A 22,078-nucleotide genomic window follows, 5' to 3' on the forward strand; every position below is an offset into this window, starting at 1 on the left:
AAAAACATTATTTTAATTTAGTCTTAATTTCGGTAATAATTGAATTAAACAATTGTTTTGTTTTCAGATCTAAAAGACAAGTTAGTAAGAGATATCCGCCTATAGCTAAGCCAATGAATACCAAAAGATTAGGTAAAAAAACAATTATTCTTTCATCATAGTCTAAATATTGTTCTGCTAAGAGAAATACTGGAACAAAAGTAACTAAACAAATAAATAAATATTTTATTATTCGTTTAAAATCAATTTTAATTTGAAAATTTCTATGAACTAAAATATATAAATAAATTGTGGTAGGAATAGAAACAAAAAATCCCAACAATACCCAATAAATTAATAAATCAAATTCAAAATCATTAGAACTTAAAAATATTAATCCTCCTATTAAGAGAACCATATAGACGCCATTTTGAATTAGTCTAATTGTGGGAATAACAAATAATTTACTTTTTACATAATTTTTGAATGTTGATTTTGAATTAATATCAACTTTTTCTACACCTGTGATAAATTGTTCAAATGTTTTATTGAAAGTATCTAAAATTACACGCATTGTCATAATCAATACTAAAGGTGCAGCAATTTCATAAATAGGATTTAATGCAAATAGCCCAGGTCTTGCAAATGTTATAGAAATTGCAGATAACGGAATTGCAAAATAAAAGATTTGAGTAATGTTATCTTCTAAGTAATCTGCTTTTCCTCCCCCCAATAATTTTGAATATACTGCTGCAGAAATCGACCCAGAATGAACAGCTAAGGTTGAAACACTCCAAGCGGCTCCATAATATGCAAGGCCTATCACACTACCAGTTATTACTGAAAAAATTAAAATATCTAAGGATCTTAATAATGAACCAATTCCAGGATAAAGAGAAATCCATGAAAGTTTTATCCATTTTTTAAATAATTCTTTTTTTATTGTACCTACAATTTTTTCTCTTGCAGAATAACTAAGTAACAATATACTTGGAATGTGTCCTAGAAATACTGCAAGTATTATTCCAGATACACCAAAATCTAGAAAATATACAAAAAACAGAGCTAAAGGAATTTTTGATATTTCTAGGAAAAATTGTCCAATACTTGTTGCATGAGGTTTAAATCCCATATTTATTGAACCGAGAACACCATTTAGGAATAAAATAGGAACAAGCAAAACACCAAAGAATAGAATTTGTTGATTTACATCAGTCTGATTACTTGTGAAAAATGCCACTAATAGATAAATCAGAATTCCTACAGATGAAAATAATCCATTTGAAAAAACTGCTGTTTTTCCAGATTTTTCACCTCTTGCAATTTCTCTAGTTACCCAATATGATGTCACCGGCTGAATAATAGCAGCATACATGATTAATCCGTTAATTAAATTCCAAGTACCATACTCTTGAGAAGTTAAGCTTCTAGTTATAATTAACATGAATGCTAAACCAGTAAAAATTGTAATAATTCCGATAATGAAGAAAAATAATCCAGAATAGGTCACACGAATGTTAGACATCATTAACGTAGACAATAGGGTTATTCATAATGTTTTATTATTTTTTAATCTCAAAATCAATTTTTGAGTATATTATAACATAATTATGCTTATAAACAAATTATTTGAAAAATTAAATTTACATATACCCCAATTTGTGTAATTCATCTTCAATTTTCTTTAATTCTTGATCAGAGAATTCTTGTGATTCCATTTCAGAAAAATTATCATAAATATTATTCAAAAAAAACTCCATCTTGTCAATTATTTTTTTATTTAAATGTGCTACATTTGTTATTTCTTGAGGATCATTTTGGAGATCAAATAAATGAATATCTTTTGATTGATCTTCCCGATTTCTAAAATATTTAAATTTTGAAGTCCTTATTCCAACAGTATCATTTAGTTTTGTAGGATAAATAGGACTTTGTAAATAAATTGGAATTTCATCAAATTGTGCTCCATTAATTAAAGGAAGTAAACTTCTACCATTTTTAGTACTCATATTATTTTTTAATCCAATCAATTCAATAATTGTGGGAAAAATATCTATACTTCTCACCATTTCAGATATAGGTTTAGAAGAATTAATTCCACAGCCAGTTATTATTAGAGGAGTGTTTAAAATTTCATCATATAGATTTGAATTAATTTCATTAGTAAATGATCTCATTTCATAATCAGTATAAACAGATTTTAGTTTTCTTTCTCGAGTTTTTTTTGCAAATTTTTGAAAAATATGAAAACATTTTACCCCCAAAGGTGTCAAAAATGGTAAAATTTTCTTACCATTACTCATTATTTTTTGGATTGTAGGAATATCTGTGATGTCCTTTCCATTAACAGGAATATACTTACCATGATCAGCAGATACTATTACTAAGGTATTAGAAAAATCAATTTTATTAATAATCTTCCCTAACCAAACATCAATTATAGATAAATTTTTTTCGTATGAAGATTTCCCATATTTAGAATTATCAAAATTAGACGAACCTACTTTAGGATCCTTAAGATCCATTAAGTGAATATAAAAAATCCAAGGAATTGAAGATTCAAAATTATTTAATTTATCCAAAATATTCTTACCAAGATCATCTGATATGTGAATATGAGATGTTGTCTCAACATAAGGATAAACAATCTGATCATCGAAAGTAGTAGACATTTCTTTTAGAAAATAAAGATCAGGTACACAACAACATGTATAATAATTATTATTTTTAAGAAAATCAAAGTATGTTGTAGAAATTTTATTAAAATTAGATTGAATGTTCTTAGATTTAATAGGATACACACTAGTGAAAATACTAGATAAACTTGTCATTGTTTGTGCAACCGAAACAAAATTTTGTGAAAAATATACTCCTTTATCAATAAGAGATTCAATGCATGGTAAAATAGAGGATTTATTTTTACCATAGCATCTATCAGATCTTAAAGAGTCAATTGTAATAAACAAGATATTTGGTGTCATGTAAAAAATTATATTAATTATTAATTAAATGTTAATGGTTAGTTTTTAGGTAATAATTTTAAATTAGGAATGGATGTTTTGTAAATGAATCAAAAAACAAAATCTAAGTTGGAAATAGGATTTCTTCAAAGTATATAATCAATTAAAACATATGAATTGTAAATACATGATCAATGAAAATAATTTAACAGAAAAGTTGATTGATAAAAAATCAATATGTATTTTATCCATAATTGGAATACTTGCAATATCTATCAGACTAATTTATACTCCATTTAATTTACCAATAACATTAGATGGATTAGCGTATTTTTTCTACGCAAATGATTTGAGTATACTTGGTCATTTTCCTTATGGACCTAACTTTCCTAATAATGCTTGGCCAACATTTTTATCAATTTTTTTCTATATTATTCCATCAGATAATGTTCTTGATTATATGGCAACTCAAAGAATTGTATCAATAGTCATATCTACAATTACAATTTTTCCAGTTTATTTATTATGTAGAAGATTTGTTGGGAAATTTTATTCGGTTATTGGAGCATCATTATTTGCTTTAGAACCAAGATTAATTATAAATTCCATCTTAGGAATTACTGAAGCAAGTTATCTGTTACTAGGAATTACTTCATTGTTTTTATTTCTTAGTAAAAATATGAAAATTGTTTACTTAAGCTTTGGAATTGCAGCATTATTTGCTTTAGTTAGATATGAGGGATTGTTAATTATAATTCCATTTTCAATTATGTTTTTTATTAGATTCAGAGGCAAAAAATTTATTCTAAAATATTTTCTTGCATTAGGGATTTTTATTTTAGTACTTTTACCTATGACCGTGATTAGGATTGACACAACAGGTCAGGATGGTTTTCTAAGTCATGTATCTGCAGGAGCAGTAGCCCATTCAAATATTTCTCAATACCCAATAAATGAAAAGAATAATCTATATTTTCTTGATGCAACAATTACCACGATTATCAATTTAGTCAAATTTAGTGGTTGGATAACAATACCCACATTCATAATATTCATAGTTATAGCATTCTTTGTAATAATTAGTCAAAAAAAATATCAAAATATTGATCATAAAAAACTTACAATAATTCTTTATAGTTTATTCATGCTAATTCCTTCATTATATGCATTTTCAAGAGAATTTCATGAAACACGTTATTTGTATATTTTATTTCCAGTATTTAGTCTGCTAACAGTTTATTCAATACAGTTATTTGAAAAGAAAATTAAAAAAAGATCTTTAATATTTACCATAATGATAATTGGAATTGTAGTTACATCAATAGGGTATTTAGAGATTAAAGGATTGAATGTAAGCGAATCTGAAGAACAATATGAATTAGCAAAAATAATATCACAAAAAAGCAATGGAATTAATCAATATAGTGGAATTGAATACATCAAAATCACTCATATATTAAATAATAATTTTCCAATTTTGAAAAACGATATAATAGAAAAACCAATTATAACGTATGATGAAAAATCAAAATCCTTAGAGGAATTCATAAAAGCAGGCAGAGAAAATCAATTAACACACATAATTATTGAAAAAGAATCATTAAATCAACCAGAGTTTATTTCAAAATTGTTTATTAATTATAAAGGAATCCCTTACCTTAGTGTTGAATTAGATTCAAAAGAATTAGGATTTAGTAAAGAATTAAAATTATTAAGAATAAACTATGAAATATTTGATGCTAATCAAATGGCATTCCAATAACTCGAATGTGTGCATTTTGGATTTTTGTTCTATCTAATACGTTTCGTCCATCAAATATTAAAGTAGGTTTTTTAGTTTCGGAAAATGAAGAAGTTTTAAGTTTTTGATACATTTTATGTTCAGTGGAAACAAAAACTAGATCAGCATTTTTTAAAGATTCAGTTAATGAGGAAGTTAAGGTTATATTTTTTGGTAGATTTGAATCTTCAAAAATAAATGGATCATGAATAGTTACTTTTCCATAACGTAAGAATTCTTTAGCAACATCATATGTAGGTGACAATCTGGAATCAGTTACGTCTCCCCTAAACCCTAAACCCAAAATAGTAATTTTCAAATCTTTTTTAGATTTTTTATATTTAGTAAGCATTGAAAGTGCATCTTTGACACATTTTTTAGGCATGAAATCATTAATGTCTCGTGAATACTTCAACAATTCCAAAGATTTACCTATTTTTTCACCAGATTCAATGACAAATCTTGGATAAACAGGAATACAAAATCCACCTACACCAGTTCCAGGATAATGTAAATGACAGAAGGGTTGAGAATTAGCAGCTTTTCTTGCTTCCCAATAATTAAATCCAAGTTTAGAAGATAAGTCAGCTAATTGATTTGCAAGTGCAATATTTACATCTCTATATACACCCTCAAAAATTTTTTCAGCCTCTGCAGCAGCAATAGATGATAATTCCAACACACCTTTTTTAGAAATAATAGAGAGTAATTCTTTTCCAAATTTTAAACTAGATTCATCCAATCCTGCCACTATTGCAGGGTAATTTTCTTCAATATCTTCAATAGCTCTTCCTTCATAGATTCTCTCTGGATTGTAAACTAAAAAGAAATCTTTTCCGCCTTTTAATTTACTAGTTTTCTCTAAAACAGGTAAGAGAATTTTTTCACATGTACCTGGCGGCACAGAAGGACATAAAACAACAGCGTCATTTTTTTTTAGGCCTAATCCAATATTTTTTCCTACTTTTTTAACAATTTCAAGATCAACTTTCTTTCCAATTAGTCCTACAGGTACAGAAATTATTTTTACATGAGAATTTTTTGAAGCTTCTATTCCATCAGTTGATAAAATGAAATTTCCTAAAGCTAAATTCTTTGTAAAAGTTTCAGATACAAAAGGTTCTTTTTTATGGGATTTTCCAATTTTAATATCGTTAAGTAGTTTTTTAGATACATCAACACCAATTACTTTTGCACCTGAACGTAGCCAAACTGCAGCAATGGATCCACCAACATTACCCAATCCATAAACTGATATGATTTTTTTATGATTTTTGATATTGTTAAATAAAGATACAGACATATTTAATTTCCATTTACGCTGTTATTTTAATTCAATGTTGTTTTAACCACTTAATTGTTTTTTCTATACCATCTTGAATAGAAGTATTAGGAATTTGATTAAAAATAGATTTTAAGTGATCAGTGTTAGCTACAAAATTTCCTATTTCACCAGGTCTTAATGGTTGAAAATCAATTTCAGGCTCAATTTGTAAGATTTTTGTTAAAATTTCTATAATCTCTTTGATAGTAGTGCCACTGCCTGTACCCATGTTAAAAATAGAATTTTTTCCAATATCAGAAATACACGATTTTTCAAAAAAATCAATGATATCTTCTATGAAAACATAATCTCGCACTTGATCTCCTTTTCCAAAAACTGTTAAAGGTTGATTATTAATAATTCTATTATACAATGTTGGAATTAGACCATTTTTTTGATAAGGTCCGTAAATATTAAAAAATCTAAAAATTACATAATTTAGTCCATACAATTCTGAGTAAAGACGTAAGTAATGTTCTGAGGCTAATTTTGTAATACCATATGCAGTTTTTGGAATAGCTGTGTGACTTTCATCTACTTGAAAAGTTTTAGGTTCACCTACCAAGGATGAAGCTGAGGTAAAAATGAGTTTTTTGATTTTGTTTATTTTACATGCCTCTAAAATATTTAATAAACCAATAACATTCACTTCGGCATTTTTTCTGGGTCCTTCTATTGAAGAAATTAATGAATGTGCTACAAGGTCAATTACGACATCTACATCTTTGACAGTTTTCATAACACTCTCAGAATTAGTCACATCAAATTGAGTGTAATTTTTGTGAGAGCTATTTGGAATCATATCTGCACAAAAAATTTGATGATTTTTTGATAACCCATCAACCAAATTATTTCCGACAAAACCTTCAGAACCCAAAATTAGGATTTTCAACAATATTGAAATTTTTTATGTTTTAAAAAATCTACCTATAATACCTTTAATAGATGGGAAAATTTCTCTAAATTTAGTCAATGGAGAAAAAAACAATTCCTTTAGCAGTTCCGGATATAGGAGAAGAAGAATTGCAGGCGATTAAAGAAGTTTTAGGAACAGGATTTTTGACTGAAGGTATCACTACTAAAGAATTTGAAAAAACCGTAGCTGATTATGTGGGAGTTAAACATGCAATAGCAGTAACATCCTGTACAACTGGATTACATGCCGTTTTAGAATGTCTAAATATTAAAGGTCAGGAAGTAATAGTTCCAGATTATACATATCCTGCAACTGCAGAAGCTGTAATTCTTGCAGGTGGAAAACCTGTTTTGGTAGACGTTGATCTTAATAGTATGAACATGACTAGTGAAATTTTAGAAGAGGCATATAATGAAAACATGACTGTATTTTCACCAGTTTCTTGGGCAGGAGTTCCATTAGAGTCTCAAATTTATCAAAAGGCAAAAAAATTAGATCTAAAAATGTTAGAGGATTCAGCATGTAGTTTAGGAGCAAAAATTGGAGAAGAGTTTGTCGGAAAAATTGCTGATTTTTCATGTTTCAGTTTTCATCCTAGAAAAGTAATAACAACTGGAGAGGGTGGCATGATAACTACAGATAATGATGAAATTGCAGAAAAGTGTTATTCCTTTAAGCATTTTGGAGCAAAAGGTGCTTCCTTTGAAACTATAGGAACCAACTACAAGTTATCAAATGTGTTAAGTGCTATCGGGCTAGTTCAGATGAAAAAAATTGAAAAGATAATTGAGAATAGAATTCAAAAGGCAAAAATTTATCAAGAATTATTATCAAAAATTGGAAATGTCAAGCCAGCATATGTAGGAAATAACACAAGGCAGACATTTCAGTCATATACTTGCTATGTACAAAAAGACGGTTATAGAGATAAGATAAGAAAAGCACTAGCTGATGAAAATATTCAAAGCCAGATTGGCACGTACGCATTGCATTTGGAACCAGCATACAAGAATATGAAAAAAATAGGTAATTTAGAAAATTCTGCAAAATTATTTAATAATGCATTAACACTTCCGCTTCACAAAAATTTAACACAAGAAGATCAAGAAAATATTTGTAAGATAATAAATAAGACACTAAATGATTAACGTTAGACTAATTTTTTAGTACTTTTTAATTCGTTTGTTACAAAAATTTTAATCCATATTTCTAAAGCAAGTATAGAAATTAATCGATTCAGATATCTTATGTCGCCATCAAATTCAATTTTATCAAATGCTTTTACAGTCCAATCATAATTGATTAGATTTTTTTTATATATCTGAGAATTTTTATTTAATAAGAATAACTGACATATTTCTTTACCATTTTTCTGCCAATCAAAAAGTAAACTAGGTGAAAAACCTTTTTTTTCTTCAATATGATTTATTCCTAATCTTTTTGATATTGTTCTTAACACTAATTTTCCTCTATTAGTTTTGCTGTCATATTTTTGATGTAATGGTAGTTTTTGTGCAAAAGTTATCAAAGATTTATCTAAAAATATTGGAATGTTTTTGATTTTGTAATAATCAGATATTGCTTTCCCAGTAGGTATAAAATCAAATAATAGTTTTCCATTAAAATCAGCTAGCATTACCTGAGAAATAGGATCGAGAGTATTATGAAAATAAGGTTTGAAATAATTACAAATTTTATTCCAATTAAACTTGATACATTTATCAAATAAATTATTTTGATCCGGAACCCAATCTCGATTATGACACTCTAGATATTTTTTAGTTTTTTCTAACCATTGATCCTTTGACTTTAAAAGTTGGTTGAATTTATGATATCGAAAAACATATCCACCAAATAGTTCATCAGCGCCATCACCAGTTACCAAAAAATTTGCTTTCTTTTTAGCTTCCTTAGCAATAAGATGAGTGTATGTATTCCATCTAGGTCTTTTGGAAATAGAGATGATCTCGGGCATGTTTGTAAACATTGAACCCATGTGAAGTATTTTAAATTCGGCAGAGAATTTGTCTGCAATTTTTTTTGCTTCAGTTGATTCATCAAAGCCATTTTCGAAAACTCCACATATAGCAATTATTTTTCTTTTAGGAAACGTTTTTCGTAGTATTGCTAAACATATTGAAGAATCAATTCCACTACTTAACGAAATTGCTATTGATTTATTGTCATCAGGGATAGAATTTTTTAAAGAGAGAGTAAGAAGGTTTTCAGTCATGAGCCCATGCGGATCAGAAGTTTGAGTTTCAAAATCTTTCCAAGTTGCTAAATGTGAGGAATTTATTAGAGGATCATATCGAATTGTAAGATAATTACGAATTTGGTTTTTGTTAATTTGCAACTATTTTTCTTATTTCAATGAAGTAATTATTGTTTCAGGTTATACGAGAAGTCTTTACAACATAATATCAATCCATGGTGTTTTTTGGTTTGATATTTTCATCATTATAAATTTAAAATAATTGTCATTTTTAGATGTTTATGATTCTAATTTCAGTTATTTTTTAAAATATTCAAATTCTACTTTTTTATTTTTAATTATTACCTTTCCTACGATTTTTGCAGGAGAACCCAAAACTATTGAATATGGTGGGATTTTTGAATTTACAAAACTTAATGCACCAATTACACTACATTTTCCAATACTTGTACCCATACTAATTATTGAGTTGGGACCAACATAACAATTATCACCAATTCTTACAGATTTTTTTTCGTATTCGGATTTACCACCTGTCAAAGCCCAACTAACTGTATTATGAGTATAAATCTGAACTCCACTACTAATGCTACAAAAATCACCTATAGCCAATTTTCCTCCACTACCATCCAAAATTGTGTATGGACCAATCCAAGTATGTTTTCCAATAGTTACTTTACCAAAAATATAGCTATTATCGTAAATACTTGAATTATTTTTAGTTTTTGCAAATTTAGCTTTTTCCCATCTATCAAATAATAATTCATTAAATGGGATTATTCTATCAAATTTTTGCTTCTTGTCAGAACGTAAATCACAGTATAATCGCCATAATTGTGAGTGTAAATCACTAATTTCTTCATCTTTCAATGATTACCAAGATAAGTAATTAGATAAAAATACTCGTTTTTAATAGAAGTATTATAATTTTGACTTTAAAAATTTTAGCTTTAGGTGATACAGCAGATAATATAATTTCATTAAAAAAATTTTCAAAGAATCTAGAGATTCATTTGATAAATTTTCCTAGAAAACAAAATGCATTACTTACACATTCTACTAAAGGAGTAGAATTTTTTGATTCATTATTAATATCAAAACAGGTAGAAAAAGTAAATCAAATTAAAAATAAATTTGATCTCTGTTTAGTGATGTCATGGGCTGCAGCAAGAATAGCATATTTAGCAAATTTAAACTATGTAATGTATTTTGTTGGTGATGATATTATTGTGCCACCATTCATAAAACAACCAAAAATATCATATTTATCAACGCCTATTTTAAATCATAATTTAATTGAAAGAAAATTTTACAAACGAATATTAAACAAAGCTATTGCATGTATTGCTCCTACATCAGAATATTTCAATGAGTTAAAAAAATATAGAAAAGATGCAATACGAATGGACAGAATTTTTGTAGATGTTGAATTATTTAATGAGCATATAAAACCAAATTTGAATTCAAAAGAAAAATTCACATTTTTATCAGCACAAAGATTTGGATTAGAAAAAGGTTTTGATGTGATTTGGAACGCGTTACCACTTTGTAAAACAGATTTTCAAGTATTACAAGTAAAGTGGTTTATTGAGAGAACAGAAGAAGAAAAAGAAATCAATAGAAAATTATTAGAAAAAATACCAAAACAAGTGAAATTCATCCCATTAATTAAACGAGAAAATTTAGCAAGATATTTCATGAGTGCAGATGCAATATTAGGACAGATGAGGGCAGGGATTCAAGGAGGAATTGAAAGAGACGCTGCAAATTGTAAAAAACCAGTAATATGTTATACAGATGTGAATAAAAAAAGTATCATAGATGGAGAAGAGATCATTCCACCATTTTTACCAAATAGTAAAAATCCAAAAGAATTAGCGTTGTTAATAGATAAAATAGTTGAATCTAAAGAATTCAGAGACAATTTATCTGAAAAAGAATATGAATACATTAAAAAAATATCTGAACCAAATAACGTGGCTCATGATTGGGAGAAGGTTTTAGAAAAAATACATATGAAATGTAGTAATATTAACAGAAAAGACAATATTTTTAGAATGAAAGTAGAAAATTTATTTGCAAATTTTATAGAAGAAGTGTATTACAGGAAAAAAATGAAAAATAAAAATATTCAAGCATGGGGAAAAGATAATTATCAAAAATTAACAAATTAATTTTTTGAAATCATATTTTCTTGAAAAATTCTAAATCTTTATTATTTTTAATAGTTCTATCCTGTGTGAATTTAAGTAATTCTTCTTGCATTTGATTAATTTCTTTTAATTCTTCTTCTGAGATTTTTTCATTGTTATTCATTTTAACGAGTAATTTGATCAATTTTAAATTAATACTAACCATAACTTCAGAATTAACTAAAGTCCTTAAAGCAAATGGATTTGATTCATAATAGATATCTGCTTCTGCTTTGTAAGCTGATGTTCGTTTAAAATGAATATATCCAATGAAAACTAACAGTGGAATTCCAGCAGCTGCCATTACAACTAAATAAACATAAAAAGTTGGAAAAATACTTTTTAGAAGAGGAATATTTTCAATTGCAAGATAATACGTTACTGTCATTGTATTAATTGCAGCAAAAATAAATGCAAAATAAGTAGTCCAACCTTGCCTAAAATAAAACCAGCCTCGAAATCCTAACTTATCTCTCATAAGATTTTCAACGCTTTTTTTGAAAATTACTAGTTCTAACTAAGTAATATTACCAAATGGTTAAAATGAATTGAATCAAAAAAGATTATAAAAATTGTCTATTTTAAATAAATTTTTAAGGATGTGATTTCACTTAAGGTTAAAAATTGAAAATTTTGATAGGAGGAGCACCATCTAAGATTTTTCATCTAAAAGAATTTGGAAATGCTCTAGAGAAACTGAACATAGAATGTAAAATAGTAGAAGATGTAAATTATTGTGATGGATATCCAAGCCGCAATTATATTAAATGGGTAAATGGAACAAAAAGAATCCATAGTCTAATTAAAGAATTTGAACCAAATTTGATTTTGGTTGACAGACAAAGACATTTTGGAGTTGAAGCTTCTAAAACAAAAATTCCAGTAATAACTCACATTAGAGGTGATTTTTGGAAGGAGATAGAATGGGCAAAAGAGACAACATATAGTAAATTTCCAAAAAAATTTGTAATTAAAAAATGGGAAGAAATTGCTATGCAATGTTTTGAAAAATCAGATTTACTTTTACCCATATGTAAATATTTAGAAAGTCGTGTTAGAGAATTTTATCCAGATAAAAAAATCTCCATAATGTATCAAGGAATTAAACCATCAAATTGGTATGATGTTAAAAGTATGAGATTAGAACATCCTTGTGTAGGTTTATTGCAAGGTGCCACAATATGGGGTAAGACTCAAGAATTACTCACATTAAGAAAAGTATTAGAAGCATTTCCAAAAATTACATTTTATTGGGTTGGAGATGGACCATATTTAAGTAAAATACTTCCAATTTTATCAAAATATGAAAATTTTGTATGGTTAGGTGCATTGGATTATCCTGATAAAGTAAGAGAATATCTTTCAGAAATAGATGTCTATGCCTTAATCAGTGGAATAGACATGTCTCCATTAACATTACAAGAAGCTCAACTGATGCAAAAACCCATCATTGCAACAAATGTGGGAGGAATTCCAGAATTAATGCAAGATAAAAAATCAGGTTTTCTTGTAGAAAAAGGAAATCATGAACAGATTATTGAATATCTTTCTATTCTAATCAATGATGAACAAAAGGCAAAAGAGATGGGAAAAACAGGTAGAAAATTTGTTGAAGAAAATTTTAATTGGGATAAAATCGCAAAAGACTTTATTGCATCTACAAGATCAGTCATCTAGATTAAGATAATTTTGTATTAGACCTCATTTCTTTTGTAATAAACAGCCTATACCAAATTTCTAATGCCAATAATCCTAGAAATTTATTTACATATCTGATATCTAGATCATTTTTATGAAAATGTTTTTGAATCCAGGTTTTGTTTATCCATTTATCTTGTATGATTCTTGCATCAGATAGATAATAATCACATAGATCATATCCGTGTGATTTCCACAAATTAAGAGTATTTACAGAAAAACCTTGTTTTTTCTTTATTAGCATCTTTTCAAGTGAATATTTTTGTAAAATTTGCCTCAAAATTAGTTTGCCGACATTTCTTTTTTTATCATATTTCATATCAATTGGGATGTTAGTAGCAAAAGAAATCATATTGTTGGATAGGATTGGTGTTATTGATTTTACTTTAAAATATCTGTGAAATGCAGTGTTTAGTGGAATCCAATTGTATAGTAATTTGCCGTTAAAGTCTGCTAGAAATACCTGTGAAAGTGGATGTAATGAATTATCAAAATATGGTAAAAGATAATCATACATTTCCTTCCATGAAAAATTTATCCTTTTTCCAAACAAGTTTTGCTGATCTGGTACCCAATCTCTTTCATGGCATTGCATGTATGCCTTAACTTTTGCAAGTGGAGAAGAATTTATTTTTACAAGTGAGAGAAATTTTTCATATCTGAATGTATACCCTCCAAATAATTCATCACCGCCATCACCAGAGACAAGAAATTTAGAAAGAGTTTTTGCTTTTTTTACAATATAATACCAATGTAAATCCCAAAACGGTTGCTTGATAATACTTATTGCTTTAGGAAGTTCTGCAAGATAGTTTTCAATGTATAATACATGATGATCAGCGTCAAATTTCTGTGCAATTTTTGTAGCATATTTTGATTCATCTACACTTTCTGCAAATCTTACAGATATTGTACTAACTGGAACTGTCGTGTATGTTTTCTTTAAAAGTGCTAAAACCAATGTAGAATCAACACCACTACTTAGAGCAACTGCTATCTTTGTTCTAGGATTTTTTATAGAATGTTTGATGTTTGATTTTATAGATTCTTCTACAAAATCAACTGGGTTTAAGATTGGTTTTTCTATAAAATCTTTCCAAGTTTTTTTTGGAATTAGTGAATTTTTTGTTGGATTGTATCTTAATGTAAGAATATTTTTAATTGATTTAGGATCTAATTTTGAATTAGAGTTTTCCACGTCCAACTCCACGATAAATCAACCCAGCATTTTTTGCATCAGATTGATCAAGTATACATCTAGAATCGATCACTATAGGTAATTTCATAGTTGATTTTAAGAATGTCGGTTCTAGATCATGGAATTCTTTATGAGCTGTAACTACAATTAATGCGTCAGATTGATTCAAAGATTCTATAAGATTGGATTCACAGTTTATTCCAAATAAGGTTGAATTCTTAAAGTATGGATCATATATTTTTACATTAGATCCTAATTGTTGTAATTTTGAAATAATTGGTTCTGCAGGAGTGAGTTGAATATCTTTCACATCAGGTTTGTATGTTACTCCTAAAATCAATATTGTTGATTGTTTTAGATCGGTACATGATTCAACAAAAGCATCTTTTAACAGTTCAATCACATGATCAGGCATGGATTCATTAATTTTTCTTCCTGTTTCAACAATTGAAAAATTATCAAAACCAAAAGTTTTTGCAAAGTTTATCATTTGATATGAGTTTACAGGTAAACAAGGTCCACCTACACCAGCACCAGGATAATGAACTTGGAAGTTATATTTTGTTTTTGCAGCTTCTAAAACGGTCATTATATCTATTCCAGATTTTTCAAAGATTAATGCTAGTTCATTGATAAATGCAATGTTTAGATCACGAAAAACATTTGTTGTTAATTTTACTGCATTTGCAGTTTTACAGTCAGGCATAGAGATTAAATCAACTGTAAAAATATGTTTGTAGATTTTTTTGATCATATTATGTGTTCTTTGATCTATCGCTCCAACTAGTCTAGGCAATCTCTCAAAATCATTAAGAATTTGTCCAGGATTTGCAGTTTCTGGACATACACCAATGCTGAAATTTTTTCCTGCAATTAGTTTTGGATCGTTTCCTTCAATGATTGATTTTAACTCATTCTCAATAAAACCTGGCTCAATTGTACTTTCAACAATTACTATAGAGCCTGGAGCTAGAAAATCATGAAGTTGTCGTCCCACAGAACGTAAAGCATCATAATTTGGTATATTTTGTTTATCCATTGGGGTAGGTAGCGATAAAACTATTACATTTGATTGAGGAACAGCATCTTGAATTTTAGTAGTTGCAGAGAATTTTTTTTCTTTTAAAACTTTTTCAAAGATTGTAGGATATCCCGGTTCGTCCTTTAAAGGAAATTCACCTTGATTAATCATGTCAACTAGTTCAGAATTAATATCAAGTCCAATTGTAGATAGACCAGAATTAGCAAAAGATAAAGCGGTAGGAAGCCCTATTCGTCCAATTCCAATTACACATATTTTGAGCGATCCTGACTGTATACTAATATTGAACTCAGATTCGCTCATTTCTAAAAGATTTTTCATTGCAGTATTACAACTTCACATAATTTACTTGTTTTTTAGTTTTATTAATGATGAAGACTTAAAGATTGGAAAATTTTAGTGACGACGTGAAATTTGTAGTAACAGGAGGAGCGGGATTCATCGGAAACAACATAGTAAGACAACTCCTCAAGCAAAATCATACTCCAATTGTGATTGACAATATGTGTCGAGGAAAGATTGAGAGAATTTCATCACTTGATGTTGAATTTCATAAAGTCGATATAAGAGATTTTGAGCAAGTTAGAAACGTAATAAAAAATTCTGATGGCATATTCCATGAAGCTGCCCTTACAGATGTTCAAGAATCATTTACAAAACAACAAGAATACAATGATGTCAATGTAAAAGGAACTGAGAATATTTTTAAAATTGCAAAAGAGTTTGATTTGAAAGTGGTTTATGCAAGCAGCTCAAGTATTTATGGAAACCCAAAAAAAATTCCAATAGTTGAAAATAGTGAACGTAATCCAATTAACCCATATGGAGAAACAAAATTAGATGATGAGTTGTTGGCTGAGAAATACTCTAAAGATAATGTCTCCATTATTGGTCTAAGATATTTCAATGTATACGGAGAGGGTCAAACTGGTTCTTATGCTGGTGTAATTACAAAATTCATCAGTAGACTAAAAGAGAAAAAATCTCCAATAATTTTTGGCTCAGGTACACAGTTAAGAGACTTTATTTTTGTTGAAGATGTTGCACTTGCAAACATTGTTGCTATGCAAAGTAATGTCAAGAATGGATTTTTTAATATTGGCACAGGCATTACGACTTCGATTCAACAGCTTGCAAAAATAATGATTGATATATCTGGTTTTAAACTTGAACCACAATACGAAAAAGCATTAGATGGGGATGTACAGTCTAGTCAGGCAGATACTAGTTTAACTGAATCTACACTACAATGGAAATATTCTATTGAGTTAAAAGAAGGGCTTGCAAATTTTTTTATCTAAACTAAATTTTTATACATTATATTTTAAAGTGAAATCATTTTGATTTACCTAAAATAGATTCATAGACATCCAAGTAGAGATTTCCTATTTGGCTCCAGTCGTATTTTTGAACAGTTTTGAATGCATGTTCCACTAACGATTGTAAAAGCTGTTCATTGTTTAACAGATACGATATTTGTCTGATAAATGAATCAACATCGTTGGGCTCTAGAAGTATTCCGTTTACATTATTTTGAATTAATTCATTGTTTCCTCCCACATTGGTTGTAATTATTGCTGTTTTACATGCCATGGCCTCTAGAAGAGTAGAGCTAATTCCTTCCTGTAATGAGGGTTGAATGAGAAGATCAGAACCACGAATTAAGGAGATAGTTTCTTTTTTGTTTTGATATCCTAAAAAATGAATGTTTTTGTGTGTTTTTGTCAGATCTTTAATTTTTTGCTCTTCAGGTCCTGCACCTAGAATGATCAGATGTATGTCATTAGGTAGTTTTTGTGCAATTGATATCAAAGAATCAATTCCCTTTTCACTAGATAATCGTCCTGCAAAAATTATTTGTTTTGTATATCTTTTATCTGCATTAATTTCTAAAGAGGATATGTCTATAGCATTTGGAACTTGAAAAACAGTATACCCTAAATTTGTATAATGATCAAATGCTTCTTTAGAAATTACAGTTACTGCATCTGCCCATTTTAGTGCATTTTTTTCATATTTTTCTGATATATTTCCCGTAGTCTTTCCATGAAGTTGATCAATTTGCTGTGAGAAAATTCCATGAATGGTAAGAATTTTTTTTCCTGTAGAATTTTTCATTGCAAGAGCTGATGGGATATTATGAGCATGAACTATGTCAAAATTTTTTTTAAATTTTGACTTGATTAAAGATGAAATCATAAAACTTGGATTTTTCAATCCTTTAATTGGTATGGTAAATGTGTTTTCAGAAGAAATTATTTCTACATGATGGCCATTTTTTTTCAAAAATTTGGTCAACCCTTGTACATGTTGTGCTATTCCACCAATCCCTGATTGTGTAGGTGAAATTAATAGAATTTTCACAAAACAAAATTAGTTACAGACCTTTTAAGGTCTTGGATTAAAAAATTAGATTCTACATTGTAGCTTGAGCAGCATCACGGAGTATTTGACTCTGTACAGCCAGCAGCAAGTTCATCGCCTGCTCCACGTTTCATCAATCCCCTATACAGACCATCTTCTAATTTGACGCCTTCCCATTCCTCTACTGTAATAGAGTACTTTTTTTGAATTCTGTCTCTATACCATGGTTTGTCTTGTAATATGGTCTCGCTCTTTTTATAGATCGATGCAAATACTAAATGTATGCAACATTCGACCTCTGCAATATCTAAGACATACAAAGTAATTTTAGATAAAGATGAGGATGGAATAATCTTTGCAAGATGTGATGAACTTCATGCTAATGCAGAAGGTAGAATTGAAGAAGCAAAAACCAACATCAATGAAGCAATTGAGTTAATGGTAGAGGATCTGGGAAAAGATAAAGAATACAATCTTAAATTTATCCGCAAATATAGTGACTAAACTTCCCCGCGTAAGTGGCAATCAGATGATAGTGTTTCATAAACAAAAAAGGATTTAGAGATTAGACTAAAATATATTTTTGATCAGAGATCTCTTTTTTGCAATTCTGCTTTTACTATTTCCGTTATATTTTCTGGAAGCGTTTCAAATTTTATCACACCGTATTTTATGCCCGCTATGATTTGTAATAGCGTAAATTCTTTATTTCTTGAATTAGGTGCAAAAGTGTTCTTAAAGACCTGTTGCGTCATATTATTTCCCATCTCCCATTTGATTTCACTTTTAATACTTCTTTTGGTTAAAAAGCATTTTGAGTGTAAAATGAATATAGATTACTTTTCAGAAATATTTTTTATTTGAATGAAATGAACATTTGCAGAGAATATAAAATTGAAAAATATTTCTCTGTTTTACACTACAGTTAGGATCTATAGGTTAGGACATATCAAAGTATTCTAGAATACATCCAGATTAATCCACCAGAATTAGTATTAGATTGTATAAATCCACAATCTTTGTAAAATTTAATTTTATGTACATCGTGATTTGTTTGTAAGATTAGATATCTACATGCAACCTTTTTTCCTAGTTCAATTGCTAAACCTCTAATAAAATTACACATGTCAGCACCAATGCATTTTCTTCTGTATTGTTTTACTACACCCATTCTTCCAATCATCATGGATGGATATTTTTTAGGGGTTGTTCCTTTAACTTTTTCATCATCTTGATTTAATTTTGATAATTCAATAGCACTCATTGAAATTGTAAAATAAGCTACAATTTCAGAGGCTCCTTTCTTTTTAACAATCCATACTTTACTTAGGTTATTTTTAGAATACTTGTCTAAATCATTTTTATAAAATTCATTAATATGTAATGGATCTGAACCATCTATTTCTGTAAAATCTAATGTAGGTAATGTATCAAGTTCATAAGTAAAATAGTCTAATTTCACAGAATTGAAAGTAATTAAGAGGTAGATAAAACTAGCACTTGCAGTTTTTTAGATAATAGCTGTAAGCATCAGTGTTTCTTTTCTTTTCTTGAGCGGTAAGTTTTCTTGTATCATATTTTAGAAATTTGGCTGCTTCTTCTCCTTTTAATTTTAAAATCTCGTCTCTCATAACTCATTTAAACCTCTATAGAGGTTTAAGGAGACGTTGATTTTAAAAAGGTTGTGAACATTTTTTGAACACAGACTGAAATGAAAATTCGCAAGAAACTATCGAGTACATATGACTCAATAGAGGGGGCTGAAATCCACACCATTGTGAGATTATTCCAGTGTGAATAATATCATGTTATAAAATTTTTAATAAAATATTTTGTGATTTGTGTTAAAATACAGATTCTACATTGTAGCTTGTGCTGCATCATGGAACATCTGACTCTTTGCACAGCCAGCAGCAAGTTCGTCACCTGCACCACGTCTCATCAATCCCCTATACAGACCATCTTCTAATTTGACGCCTTCCCGTTCTTCCCATTCCTCTACAGTAATAGAGTATTTCTTTTGGATTCTGTCTCTGTACCATTCTGGAATTACATTAAATGCACAGAATGGAACTATTCTAAGGTCTGGAGTTACATAGTGAATGTCACATCTTTGTAGTCTTTCCAAATCTTCGTTGTATTTGTCTTGAAAGTGCATCATGCCAAGGAACAATCCCTTGACATGCCATGAACCTACAGAATCAAATGATCTCTTCATCAAAATATTACCAAACATCTTTGCCAAGTCTAATCCTGCTGGTTGCTTCTTTGTATCAACGAATCCCTTGAGTTTTCTAACAACTTCAAGCATTGTAAAGTACTTGTTTTTGCCAGAACGAATCTCTTCTGCTTTATCTTCAAATAATTCTAGCATTCCTTGAATGTCACAGAATTTAGTTAATGGGACAAACTTCTTTGTATTTGCGTCTTCAAAGATGTATGTTCCTGCACCACATGCAAAGTGGATTGATAATTCATATTTTGGTTTGCTAGAGAATGCTTCAATTACGTTTGTTAGTGGCATACAGCTTGGGACTGGGAACCAGTCATCAACAGTTACTTCACCGTTTGTTTGCTCTTCGATTCTTTGCACACAATCAGGTACTGTAATTCTGTATTTTTCACGTTCAGATTTGCCCATTCTTCCAGTTAGTGAGACAGGTTGAAAGTTTACAGCATGAACTACATCCATGTTCTTTTGTGCATATCTGATAATTCCGCCTAATTCATGATCATTAATTGATTTGATTACTGTTGGGACAAAGACTACAGTAGTACCTGTCTTTCTGCAACTATCTAGTGCGTATGGGATTTCCCAGTGATTCTTTGGATTTGTTCTTGCAGTTACACCGTCAAAGGAAAGATACAAGTTGTTGCATCCAGCAAGCCTTACTTCTCTTGCAGCTTCTGGATCCATTGCGTGTCGAATTCCATTTGTATTCATTTGAATGTGATCAACACCTTCTTCTTTCATTATTTTGATAATATCAGCAATATCTTCTCGCAACATTGGTTCACCGCCAGTAATTTGCATAGAGTTTCCTGGAATTGGTCTCTCTGCTCGCAAAGTCTTCATCATTGCTCTGACTTGAGTGTGATCTGGCTCATACATGTAAGCACCTTCAAGACCTTTCTTTACATAGAAAAAGCAATACCAGCATGTCAAATCACATCTGTTAGTTACGATCATGTTTGCCAGTCCGCTGTGAGACAAGTGGTTTGAACATAATCCACAGTTATTTGGACATGAACATTTGTCAATCATCACATTTGGAGAATGAGCGCCTTTTCCATCCATCCAGTATGTACTGAATTTCTTGTACATTTCATAAGAGCCAAAGTATAATTCCTCACATTCACCGTGTGTTGGACAAACTTTTGACATGAAAACTTGATTGTCTCTCTCAAAGACTTCAGCATCTAAAATCATGTTACAGTCTGGACAGATACTTTGAGTAAATCTAATTGTGGATTTTTTACCTAAATTTTTAGTCGATTGATTTGATATTTGAATTAGTGCCATGCCTATTATGAAGATTTTTCTGAGATACTATATAATGCATTTCATACTTGCCCTAGGGTGGAATTTAGGATGTAGGCATATGTAATTTAAATATCAAAACTGATCGACTAGATCGCATATGAGCATATCTGATAATACAAAAAAGGCATTAGAAAAAATAGGCCTTACCAGTTATGAAATCAGAACATTTTCAGCTTTGCTCAAATCAGGAGAACTAACAGCGTCAGACCTTAGTCAAAAATCAGGAGTACCATATTCAAAAATTTACGAGGTATTGGGAACTCTAGAAGAGAAAGGCTGGATTGGTTCAGATGATTCAAGACCTACAAAATATTTTGCAAAATCTCCATCAACAGGACTAGAAACTACAAAACAGAAGATGGAGACTGATTTTTCGCAGAATCGAAATGTGATTCTAAATGAGCTAGTTCCATTGTATGAAAAAAGTGGAACCAGTGAAAGGCCAGATATTTGGGTTCTTTCAGGTGCAATTAACATTGCAGCTAAAATCTTAGAGATGGTTGAAACCTGTAGAAATGAGGTAATGATAGCATTGCCTGAAGCAGGAGTAGAACTAGTAAAACAAGCTTTACCAAAATTAAGATCACTTCATGATAGAGGAGTGAATATTACAATTTTGACATCAGACAAAATGGATAAAGAGTCAATTACGGCAATCAAAAGAGTTGCAACTGTAACAATCAAAAAAGGATTATTTGGTGGAGGCATAATTTCTGATAAAAGATACGTGGTGATTTTGTTAGGTCCGGAAATAGGAGGAGAGAATTCTTCTGAGGTAGTCGCAATATGGGCAGATCATACAGGATTGGCAGGATTTGCACGCCAATACTTTGAATACTTATTAAAAGACTCGAAGAAAGTGTAAG

General features: G+C 29.5%; 21 protein-coding genes. 7 read left to right on the forward strand and 14 right to left on the reverse strand.

The genetic code is table 11. From position 1 onward, the window contains the following. Positions 1 to 7: 7 nt before the first annotated feature. Together WDZ98_RS03140 and WDZ98_RS03145 are read right to left on the reverse strand one after the other, a co-directional pair. Entirely contained in the window at positions 8 to 1,504 is a 1,497-nt protein-coding gene (locus tag WDZ98_RS03140) for a hypothetical protein (RefSeq protein ID WP_368056989.1), read from the reverse strand. A 118-nt stretch (positions 1,505 to 1,622) separates the two neighbouring features. After that, the gene (locus WDZ98_RS03145; protein WP_368056990.1) at positions 1,623 to 2,960 is read right to left on the reverse strand and encodes a sulfatase; all 1,338 of its coding nucleotides are present in this window, start codon (positions 2,958 to 2,960) and stop codon (positions 1,623 to 1,625) included. A 166-nt stretch (positions 2,961 to 3,126) separates the two neighbouring features. Here WDZ98_RS03145 and WDZ98_RS03150 point away from each other — a divergent pair, with 166 nt between their 5' ends. After that, a complete protein-coding gene (locus WDZ98_RS03150) occupies positions 3,127 to 4,701 on the forward strand; it encodes an ArnT family glycosyltransferase (RefSeq protein ID WP_368056991.1) in 1,575 nt (524 codons plus the stop codon). On the opposite strand, the gene WDZ98_RS03155 is transcribed toward WDZ98_RS03150, so the two are convergent. Continuing rightward, on the reverse strand, positions 4,679 to 6,022 hold the full coding sequence (locus WDZ98_RS03155) for a nucleotide sugar dehydrogenase (protein WP_368056992.1): 1,344 nt from the start codon (positions 6,020 to 6,022) through the stop codon (positions 4,679 to 4,681). The two genes, WDZ98_RS03150 and WDZ98_RS03155, sit on opposite strands and share 23 nt — an antisense overlap. A gap of 31 nt (positions 6,023 to 6,053) precedes the next feature. Then, the gene (locus WDZ98_RS03160) at positions 6,054 to 6,935 is read right to left on the reverse strand and encodes an NAD-dependent epimerase/dehydratase family protein (protein ID WP_368056993.1); all 882 of its coding nucleotides are present in this window, start codon (positions 6,933 to 6,935) and stop codon (positions 6,054 to 6,056) included. Positions 6,936 to 7,015: 80 nt separating this feature from the next. Here WDZ98_RS03160 and WDZ98_RS03165 point away from each other — a divergent pair, with 80 nt between their 5' ends. Further along, positions 7,016 to 8,107 (forward strand): DegT/DnrJ/EryC1/StrS family aminotransferase, encoded by a 1,092-nt coding sequence (locus tag WDZ98_RS03165; RefSeq protein WP_368056994.1) that lies wholly within the window; start codon positions 7,016 to 7,018, stop codon positions 8,105 to 8,107. A gap of 2 nt (positions 8,108 to 8,109) precedes the next feature. On the opposite strand, the gene WDZ98_RS03170 is transcribed toward WDZ98_RS03165, so the two are convergent. Next, the gene (locus tag WDZ98_RS03170; protein WP_368056995.1) at positions 8,110 to 9,315 is read right to left on the reverse strand and encodes an asparagine synthase-related protein; all 1,206 of its coding nucleotides are present in this window, start codon (positions 9,313 to 9,315) and stop codon (positions 8,110 to 8,112) included. A 156-nt stretch (positions 9,316 to 9,471) separates the two neighbouring features. Beyond that, the gene (locus WDZ98_RS03175) at positions 9,472 to 10,044 is read right to left on the reverse strand and encodes a DapH/DapD/GlmU-related protein (RefSeq protein WP_368056996.1); all 573 of its coding nucleotides are present in this window, start codon (positions 10,042 to 10,044) and stop codon (positions 9,472 to 9,474) included. Between the two features lie 59 nt (positions 10,045 to 10,103). On the opposite strand from WDZ98_RS03175, the gene WDZ98_RS03180 reads away from it, so the two are divergent. Further along, entirely contained in the window at positions 10,104 to 11,348 is a 1,245-nt protein-coding gene (locus WDZ98_RS03180; protein WP_368056997.1) for a glycosyltransferase, read from the forward strand. A 10-nt stretch (positions 11,349 to 11,358) separates the two neighbouring features. Here WDZ98_RS03180 and WDZ98_RS03185 read toward each other — a convergent pair whose 3' ends face one another. Further along, positions 11,359 to 11,844 carry a hypothetical protein gene (locus tag WDZ98_RS03185; RefSeq protein WP_368056998.1) on the reverse strand — a complete coding sequence of 162 codons (486 nt, stop codon included), beginning with the start codon at positions 11,842 to 11,844 and terminating at the stop codon, positions 11,359 to 11,361. A 146-nt stretch (positions 11,845 to 11,990) separates the two neighbouring features. Here WDZ98_RS03185 and WDZ98_RS03190 point away from each other — a divergent pair, with 146 nt between their 5' ends. Continuing rightward, positions 11,991 to 13,043 (forward strand): glycosyltransferase family 4 protein, encoded by a 1,053-nt coding sequence (locus tag WDZ98_RS03190; protein ID WP_368056999.1) that lies wholly within the window; start codon positions 11,991 to 11,993, stop codon positions 13,041 to 13,043. Between the two features lies 1 nt (position 13,044). On the opposite strand, the gene WDZ98_RS03195 is transcribed toward WDZ98_RS03190, so the two are convergent. Further along, positions 13,045 to 14,262 carry an asparagine synthase-related protein gene (locus WDZ98_RS03195; RefSeq protein WP_368057000.1) on the reverse strand — a complete coding sequence of 406 codons (1,218 nt, stop codon included), beginning with the start codon at positions 14,260 to 14,262 and terminating at the stop codon, positions 13,045 to 13,047. Further along, positions 14,249 to 15,607: a nucleotide sugar dehydrogenase gene (locus WDZ98_RS03200; protein WP_368057001.1), complete on the reverse strand. Its 1,359-nt coding sequence runs from the start codon at positions 15,605 to 15,607 to the stop codon at positions 14,249 to 14,251. Before WDZ98_RS03200 ends, WDZ98_RS03195 begins: the two co-directional genes overlap by 14 nt. A gap of 104 nt (positions 15,608 to 15,711) precedes the next feature. Between WDZ98_RS03200 and WDZ98_RS03205 the strand changes: the two genes are divergently transcribed. After that, the gene (locus WDZ98_RS03205) at positions 15,712 to 16,605 is read left to right on the forward strand and encodes an NAD-dependent epimerase/dehydratase family protein (RefSeq protein WP_368057002.1); all 894 of its coding nucleotides are present in this window, start codon (positions 15,712 to 15,714) and stop codon (positions 16,603 to 16,605) included. A gap of 34 nt (positions 16,606 to 16,639) precedes the next feature. On the opposite strand, the gene WDZ98_RS03210 is transcribed toward WDZ98_RS03205, so the two are convergent. Continuing rightward, the gene (locus tag WDZ98_RS03210; protein WP_368057003.1) at positions 16,640 to 17,668 is read right to left on the reverse strand and encodes a glycosyltransferase family 4 protein; all 1,029 of its coding nucleotides are present in this window, start codon (positions 17,666 to 17,668) and stop codon (positions 16,640 to 16,642) included. A 282-nt stretch (positions 17,669 to 17,950) separates the two neighbouring features. On the opposite strand from WDZ98_RS03210, the gene WDZ98_RS03215 reads away from it, so the two are divergent. Continuing rightward, positions 17,951 to 18,172, forward strand: coding sequence for a type II toxin-antitoxin system HicB family antitoxin (locus WDZ98_RS03215; protein ID WP_368057004.1), 222 nt, complete (start codon positions 17,951 to 17,953; stop codon positions 18,170 to 18,172). A gap of 83 nt (positions 18,173 to 18,255) precedes the next feature. On the opposite strand, the gene WDZ98_RS03220 is transcribed toward WDZ98_RS03215, so the two are convergent. The 4 genes from WDZ98_RS03220 to tes form a co-directional block, all read right to left on the reverse strand. Continuing rightward, on the reverse strand, positions 18,256 to 18,423 hold the full coding sequence (locus tag WDZ98_RS03220) for a hypothetical protein (protein WP_368060923.1): 168 nt from the start codon (positions 18,421 to 18,423) through the stop codon (positions 18,256 to 18,258). Between the two features lie 194 nt (positions 18,424 to 18,617). After that, positions 18,618 to 19,130 (reverse strand): hypothetical protein, encoded by a 513-nt coding sequence (locus WDZ98_RS03225; protein ID WP_368057005.1) that lies wholly within the window; start codon positions 19,128 to 19,130, stop codon positions 18,618 to 18,620. A 31-nt stretch (positions 19,131 to 19,161) separates the two neighbouring features. Further along, entirely contained in the window at positions 19,162 to 19,299 is a 138-nt protein-coding gene (locus WDZ98_RS03230) for a hypothetical protein (RefSeq protein WP_368057006.1), read from the reverse strand. Positions 19,300 to 19,526: 227 nt separating this feature from the next. After that, a complete protein-coding gene (gene tes / locus WDZ98_RS03235; RefSeq protein WP_368057007.1) occupies positions 19,527 to 21,191 on the reverse strand; it encodes a tetraether lipid synthase Tes in 1,665 nt (554 codons plus the stop codon). 118 nt (positions 21,192 to 21,309) lie between these two features. Here tes and WDZ98_RS03240 point away from each other — a divergent pair, with 118 nt between their 5' ends. Then, complete coding sequence (locus WDZ98_RS03240; protein ID WP_368057008.1) at positions 21,310 to 22,077, forward strand: TrmB family transcriptional regulator; 768 nt, start codon at positions 21,310 to 21,312, stop codon at positions 22,075 to 22,077. Position 22,078: the final 1 nt, after the last annotated feature.

Origin of the sequence: Candidatus Nitrosopumilus sp. (assembly GCF_040878665.1) — an archaeon.
In the GTDB taxonomy this organism is placed as follows: domain Archaea; phylum Thermoproteota; class Nitrososphaeria; order Nitrososphaerales; family Nitrosopumilaceae; genus Nitrosopumilus.

What these genes read in the sequence shown, in the direction of transcription:
- WDZ98_RS03215 (WP_368057004.1), top strand. Translation starts at nt 17,951, where the DNA reads ATGCAACATTCGACCTCTGCAATATCTAAGACATACAAAGTAATTTTA.
- WDZ98_RS03155 (WP_368056992.1), bottom strand. Translation starts at nt 6,022, where the DNA reads ATGTCTGTATCTTTATTTAACAATATCAAAAATCATAAAAAAATCATA.
- WDZ98_RS03150 (WP_368056991.1), top strand. Translation starts at nt 3,127, where the DNA reads ATGATCAATGAAAATAATTTAACAGAAAAGTTGATTGATAAAAAATCA.
- WDZ98_RS03140 (WP_368056989.1), bottom strand. Translation starts at nt 1,504, where the DNA reads ATGTCTAACATTCGTGTGACCTATTCTGGATTATTTTTCTTCATTATC.
- WDZ98_RS03230 (WP_368057006.1), bottom strand. Translation starts at nt 19,299, where the DNA reads ATGAGAGACGAGATTTTAAAATTAAAAGGAGAAGAAGCAGCCAAATTT.
- tes (WP_368057007.1), bottom strand. Translation starts at nt 21,191, where the DNA reads ATGGCACTAATTCAAATATCAAATCAATCGACTAAAAATTTAGGTAAA.
- WDZ98_RS03145 (WP_368056990.1), bottom strand. Translation starts at nt 2,960, where the DNA reads ATGACACCAAATATCTTGTTTATTACAATTGACTCTTTAAGATCTGAT.
- WDZ98_RS03200 (WP_368057001.1), bottom strand. Translation starts at nt 15,607, where the DNA reads ATGAGCGAATCTGAGTTCAATATTAGTATACAGTCAGGATCGCTCAAA.
- WDZ98_RS03220 (WP_368060923.1), bottom strand. Translation starts at nt 18,423, where the DNA reads ATGACGCAACAGGTCTTTAAGAACACTTTTGCACCTAATTCAAGAAAT.
- WDZ98_RS03185 (WP_368056998.1), bottom strand. Translation starts at nt 11,844, where the DNA reads ATGAGAGATAAGTTAGGATTTCGAGGCTGGTTTTATTTTAGGCAAGGT.
- WDZ98_RS03165 (WP_368056994.1), top strand. Translation starts at nt 7,016, where the DNA reads ATGGAGAAAAAAACAATTCCTTTAGCAGTTCCGGATATAGGAGAAGAA.
- WDZ98_RS03240 (WP_368057008.1), top strand. Translation starts at nt 21,310, where the DNA reads ATGAGCATATCTGATAATACAAAAAAGGCATTAGAAAAAATAGGCCTT.